General features: G+C 56.3%; 5 protein-coding genes. 1 reads left to right on the top strand and 4 read right to left on the bottom strand.

Annotated features, from left to right (window positions below):
* Window positions 1-125: 125 nt before the first annotated feature.
* The 4 genes from greA to dnaG all read right to left on the bottom strand — a co-directional run bounded on the left by greA (window position 126) and on the right by dnaG (window position 5,391).
* A complete protein-coding gene (gene greA, locus VMJ32_04755) occupies window positions 126-602 on the bottom strand; it encodes a transcription elongation factor GreA (protein HTQ38312.1) in 477 nt (158 codons plus the stop codon).
* 121 nt (window positions 603-723) lie between these two features.
* The gene (locus tag VMJ32_04750; protein ID HTQ38311.1) at window positions 724-1,440 is read right to left on the bottom strand and encodes a C4-type zinc ribbon domain-containing protein; all 717 of its coding nucleotides are present in this window, start codon (window positions 1,438-1,440) and stop codon (window positions 724-726) included.
* Window positions 1,441-1,698: 258 nt separating this feature from the next.
* Window positions 1,699-3,381, bottom strand: coding sequence for a sigma-70 family RNA polymerase sigma factor (locus tag VMJ32_04745; protein ID HTQ38310.1), 1,683 nt, complete (start codon window positions 3,379-3,381; stop codon window positions 1,699-1,701).
* 105 nt (window positions 3,382-3,486) lie between these two features.
* Window positions 3,487-5,391 carry a DNA primase gene (gene dnaG / locus VMJ32_04740; protein HTQ38309.1) on the bottom strand — a complete coding sequence of 635 codons (1,905 nt, stop codon included), beginning with the start codon at window positions 5,389-5,391 and terminating at the stop codon, window positions 3,487-3,489.
* Window positions 5,392-5,702: 311 nt separating this feature from the next.
* Between dnaG and VMJ32_04735 the strand changes: the two genes are divergently transcribed.
* Window positions 5,703-5,975, top strand: a complete 273-nt coding sequence (locus VMJ32_04735; GenBank protein ID HTQ38308.1) for a WXG100 family type VII secretion target — start codon at window positions 5,703-5,705, stop codon at window positions 5,973-5,975.
* Window positions 5,976-6,000 lie beyond the last annotated feature (25 nt).

The raw sequence follows: 6,000 nt of genomic DNA, 5'->3' as shown, positions 1-6,000 counted from the left end.
CGCTGGGACCGAAACCCACTCGTCCATCAGGCCTTCCTCACCCTTGCCGCAGCGATCATCTGTTATCGTACTTGGCTTAATGAAAGCTAGTTTTGTCCGGTGGCTCTAAATCAAGATGCTGCGGGTTACTCGTACCGTATCTCGCGAATTTCAAACTTCATCGTCCCGGCGGGCACCGGAATTTCCACGCGCTGGCCAATTTTACCCCCCATCAATCCTTGTGCCAAAGGACTGGTGACGTTAATTTTTCCAGTGTCGTAATCTTCTTCGCCGGCTCCCACTAAGGTAAACGTTTCCTCGTCGCCGAAATCCAAATCCTTCACCACCACGGTGGCTCCAAACGCAACTTGATCTTTGGGCATTTTCGATATGTCGACCATCGAGGCCCGCGCCAACTTGTCGCGCAACACGTTGATTTTGGCCTGCAGCAAACCTTGCGATTCGCGCGCGCCGTGATACTCCGCATTCTCGCTCAAATCTCCCTCCGATCGCGCGCTGGCGATCCGTTGGGCAATCTTGGGCATTTCGACTTGTTCCAAATGATCCAGCTCGCTTTTCAGCTTATCGTAACCGGTGCGAGTCATCGGAATTAAATCAGACATAAGTACCTCGGCGCAAATCAAACAGCGCAAAAAAAACGCGGCCTCCCACCGGGGAGACCGATCCGATTATTGTGCCCTTGGAATGATCGCTTGTAAAGATGGGCTAAGCCGAGAAGCAGCTTTATCGAGGTCGCGTGTCTTCGGGCAAATACAACACCCGCCCGCACGATTTGCACAGTACCACCCGACCCATGTTGATTTCGTTGACCATGTTCGATGTCAACTGCTGGTAGCAGCCGCCGCAACTGCCTCCCTCGACCACGGCCATGGCGTCTTCCCCCTTGGCGTTCACGACGCGCTGATACAAAGCGCGAAAATCTTCCGGCAATGCCGTTTCGGCCTCCGCCAATTCCTTTTCCAAACGTTTTACGTCCGTCCGCAGCATTTCCTCTTCAGCGCGAATTTGCTGCTGGATTTTCGTCAGCTCTTCTTTGGCCTTCGTCACCCGGCCTTCCGCCTCCGGCACCAGGGCTTTCATGCCATCCAGCTTTTCCATCGCCTCCAGAATCTCGTCAGCCAAAACACTGCCGGCCATTTCGTCGGCGGCAATCTGGTCCTTTAGCGCCTGATATTCCCGGTTCGTGTTGGCCTGGTTGAGCTTAACTTTCAGGTCCACCACTTTTCCTTCGGCGGTTTTAAGCTGCAATTGTTTTTGATCCAGCGCCACGCGGTTAGCCTTCAAGTCGGCCTGAATCTTCGCCAATTGCTCTTCCGCTTGGGCCACGCCCGCCGTGCGCGACCGCACTTGTTTGGGCCCGCTTTCGAGCCGTTCGCGTAAATCGGAAAGTTGCCGGTGAATGCGGTGCAATTCACGCAAGGCGACGGCATTAACGGCCATGATGTTTAACTTCGCTTTGAGGTGCCAAGGATCAACAGCATACCCGCGGCGGGTATCCGTACTTAAAAAACTAATGTAGCAAGAATTTCCAAACAAAAAAACGGTAGTGGGCCAATTTGAACATAGCCCGACTGTGTCAGTCGGGAAAAGCGGCTGTCGGAATTTCAAACTGACCCACCACCAAAAAAACCGCCGGTCGCAGGACCGGCGGCGTTTTCTCGATGATTGACTTGAATTTCTCCATTTCTTCGTGTTCGTCTACCCGGCCAGCGGAGTAGCCACTTCCTCGGGCAGTGCCACCGGCAGGCCGCCCAAAAAACCTTCCAAATGCTGGCTCCGCACCGGATGTTGCAGCTTTTTCACCGCTTTGGCCTCAATCTGTCGCACGCGCTCGCGGGTCACTTTGAATATCCGCCCCACTTCTTCCAAAGTGTAAGTGTAACCGTCTCCCAGTCCATACCGCAGGCGAATGATTTCGCGTTCTCGATACGTTAAGGTTTTAAGAAGCGATTCAATCTTTTGCCGCAGCAAACCATTGCTGGCCGAATACACCGGGCTTTCGGTGCCGGAGTCTTCGATGAATTCGCCGAAACTGGCGTCTTCACTCTCGCCGACCGGCCGATCTAAACTCACCGGATGCCGCCCAATGTTCAGCACCCGCCGGGTTTCTTCCAGGCAAATATCTGAAGCCGCGGAAATTTCTTCCGGCGTCGGCTCGCGACCCATTTTTTGCTGCAACTGCTTGGCCACATTGCGCAGCTTGGAAAGCACGTCGATCATATGCACCGGAATGCGAATCGTGCGCGCCTGGTCGGCAATCGCCCGGGTAATCGCCTGGCGAATCCACCACGTGGCATAGGTGCTGAATTTGAACCCGCGACGATACTCGTACTTATCGACCGCTCGCATCAGCCCGGTGTTGCCTTCCTGGATTAAATCCAAAAAGCTCAGCCCGCGATTGCGATACTTTTTGGCAATGCTTACCACCAGCCGCAAATTGCCGCTGGAAAGCTGTCGTTTCACCAGCTCGTAATCGGTGAACTGCCGGGTCACGACCGCCAGGCGATTTCGCAAGCTGCGCGGGCTTTCCCAAGTCAGCATCATCAAGTCGCGCAGCTCTTTGCGGAAAGAAACCCATTCGTCACGATCGTTCGGATCGACAGCCAATTCTTTCATGCGACGGCGGATAAAATCCATCCGCCGCGAAAATTCTTGCAACTGCTTTACCAGCGGCTGCACGCGCCGAGTCCGCAAACTCAATTCCTCCACCAATTGCAGCGCCTTGCGGCGGCGGCGGCAAAATCGGCGTCGCGCTTCTTGCCGTTCCTGTCGCTCCGTGCTGCGGCGAATGAGCTTGCGGAAATCGTCCCGATTGTGCTGCCGAATCTGTCGCAACGTGCTCAAGTTGTGCGGCATCCGCGCCAAAATCTGATCTTTGGTCAGGCATTCCGTCAGCGACACCTTGATGGTGCGATCGAACGGCAACACGCCCTGTTGCACCTTCTCCAGCGTGTCGATCGTCACTTGCATGGCGAAGTTGCAGCCCAACACGGAGCGGCGGAACCGTTTCCGCGTCACTTCGATCTTCTTCGCCAGCGAAATCTCCTGCTCCCGCGTGAGCAGTGGGATCACCGCCATTTGGCTCAAATACATCCGCACCGGATCGTCGCTGAGCTTGGGCAAACCCTCGGCCGGCGCCGCCAGCGTTTCTTCTTCGGCGGGCTGCGCCGGTCCTGCCTGACCATCCGGCGGCGTCGAACCGGCCGGCGGATCGTTCAGCAGCTCGATTCCCGCTTCGTCCAACGCCATCAGCAGGTTATCGAGCTTCTCTGGGTTGACTGCCTCATCGGGCAGGTAGGCATTGACCTGATCGTACGTCAGATAACCTTGCGTTTTTCCTTTGGCAACAAGTTCGTTCAAATCCGTGATTGCGTGGTCCACCATTCCCTCCTCCGCGCCAGTTCCACCGGCACGTTAGGCTAACAACATTCCGGCCGGCCGGGCAACAAGTTTGCGGGAGTTGCACGGCCCACCGCGACAAGGCTCTCACCCCTCCATGGGCGAAGAAATGCCTTGTCGTGTTCGCTCTTGTTCGATCATTTGTTTCAATAGGGCCAACTCTTCCTCGGCCCCTAAATTTTTATCGCGCAACCGCCGGGCATGGTTATCGAGAGTGCGGTCTTGCTGGCTGCGCCGCAGCGTGGCCAGCAAATCGCGCAATCTCGTGGCGGGTTCCGCCGACGGCTTCATATTGCCGTTGTCGTCGTATGTTTTGGCTCGCCCTTGCTCGTCCAAATCGACCAACAGGCTCTTGATTTCCTGCTCGTCGAATTCCAGCAGCAGGCGATCAAAATCAGGTGTAACACCTGCCTGGCTCAAAAGGCAACAGCGCGTGAAAATTATTTTGGCGGCGGGCGATTCCATCTGCTCCGCCGAAACGACTTCCGCGGCCGCCGGAACGCTCTCGGGTTCCAACAATATGATTTCCAGCAACTCGCGCTCCCACATTTGCAGCGAAACTGCCGCCGCAGCCACCGCTGCATTCGCCGATTCCAAATCAGTAGTTTGTTCACTCTGGGCGATTGGCGAAGAAGCAGCCCGTCGACGCAAATCGCGCAACCGCATCCGCAATTCTTCTTCCGCCACGCTAAATTGCCGTGCCAACCGCGACAGCACTTGATGTTCACGAAGCCGCGCCTGGGCCGAAGTGCCCGATTGCAACCGCGGCGCCCGGGCCAGCGTCGTGAGCATGTCCTCCAAGGTCTGATTGATTTGGTGCATGGCCGGCCGGTCGCCCAGCTTATCCGTCATCACATTCAGCTTGTGCTCCAACGCATCGACGGCTCCATCTAAAAATTGACGAAATGCGTCCGCCCCGCGCTGCAGCAAAAAATCAGCCGGATCGAGCCCATCAGGCAACGTAACGATTCGCAAATCGGCCTGTTCGGCCACAAATAAACCCAAAATTTCGTTGGCCCGACGCTGCCCCGCCTCGTCGCCGTCCAACACCAAGGTGATGGAATCGGCAAATCGCTTTAACAACCGAATGTGCCGCTCTCCCAGCGCCGTTCCCAGTACGGCCACGGTGTTCTCAAATCCAAACTGTCGCGCCACGATGGTGTCGGTGTAACCTTCCATCACAATCGCCACCCGATTGCGGCCGATGGCATCGCGCGCTGTATCCAGCCCGTACAACATGCTGCTTTTGGAAAACAGCGGCGTCTCCGGCGAGTTGACGTATTTTGCCGGATTCTCCGCGGCCAGTTGCGGAAGGATTCGCCCGCCAATGGCCACCGGTCGACCCTGCAAATCGTGAATCGGAAACAGCACCCGGCCTCGGAACCGATCGTAATGCCCCGGCCCATCCTGTTTGCGGACAATCAAGCCGACGCTTTCCAACGATTTGGCGGCAATCTCAGTGCTGACCGCTTGCTTCAGCAGCCAATCCCAACGGTCGGGAGCGTACCCCAAATTAAAGCGACGAATGCTGTCGGCGGTGATTTTTCGTTCGGCCAAATAGCTGCGCGCCGGTTCCGCTTCCGGCGCACTGACTAGGAATCGATGGAATTGTTCTTGCGCCCAAGCCATGGCCTGGTAAAGCGGACGCTTTTCGTCTTTCTCCCCACCGCCTGTTGCCTGCTGCCTGCCGCCCGCCGCCCGAAGCGGAACGCCGGCCCGCTCGGCCAACATGGCCAGGGCTTCCGGAAATTCCACATTTTCCATCTTCATCATGAAGCTGAAAATGTCGCCTCCCACGTTACACACCCAGCATTTGAACGATTGCCGCTGGGGATTTACGTGCAGACTGGGCCGGGTGTCATCGTGCCACGGGCACAGGGCCTTGTAGTTGCGCCCTTCGCGTCGCAATTGCAGATAGCTGCCGACGAGCTCGACAATGTCGATCGCCTGCCGGACTCGCTCTTTGGTATCGAACAACGCGGGGGAAGCCACCGACAACTCCTTTGCGGTGCTTACGGGGGGAAAGGGGGATGTGGCCGGCGTCGAACTTCTAGGTCATCGATGCAAAGAACTCGGCCCGAGGGCCCACCCTGACCCTACCATTGCCAATTTTCAACCCTCTGAATGAAAACCGGCTTGCCATCCGTGGCAACGCGTCGATTATAGGACCGTTTCCGACGCTGGGTCAAGCCGATAAATCATCTCTGCCAGCACGGAAAACCTTGGCTAGAGGTCGTTTTTTTCGCCCCCCAGCGGGTATGATAGAGTTAGGGTGGAATTTCAAATTCGCGAGGAATTTTCCTATGCCGCAGGCCATTGTCGATCCGGCTGAATTGCGCCGCTTTGTGCAACATCTCAAGCAATTCAACGACGAAATGCTGGAGCAAATGCAAAACGCCCAACGGCAATTGACCACCCTCGGCTCCACCTGGCGCGACCAAGAGCACGAACGCTTCCTCGAAGAATTCGAGCAACAACTGCGCACCTTATCACGGTTCGTTGACATCACCAATCAGTACGTTCCGTTCTTGCTGCGAAAGGCGGAGCGAATTGAAGAGTATTTGCAGCAGCGCTAAAAAAGTACCGATCCTTTCCGATTTC

The sequence above is a fragment of the Pirellulales bacterium genome (genome assembly GCA_035499655.1).
Classification (GTDB): domain Bacteria; phylum Planctomycetota; class Planctomycetia; order Pirellulales; family JADZDJ01; genus DATJYL01.
Note: the sequence above shows the minus strand (reverse complement) of the source record. Positions and strands in the feature narration are given on the sequence as shown.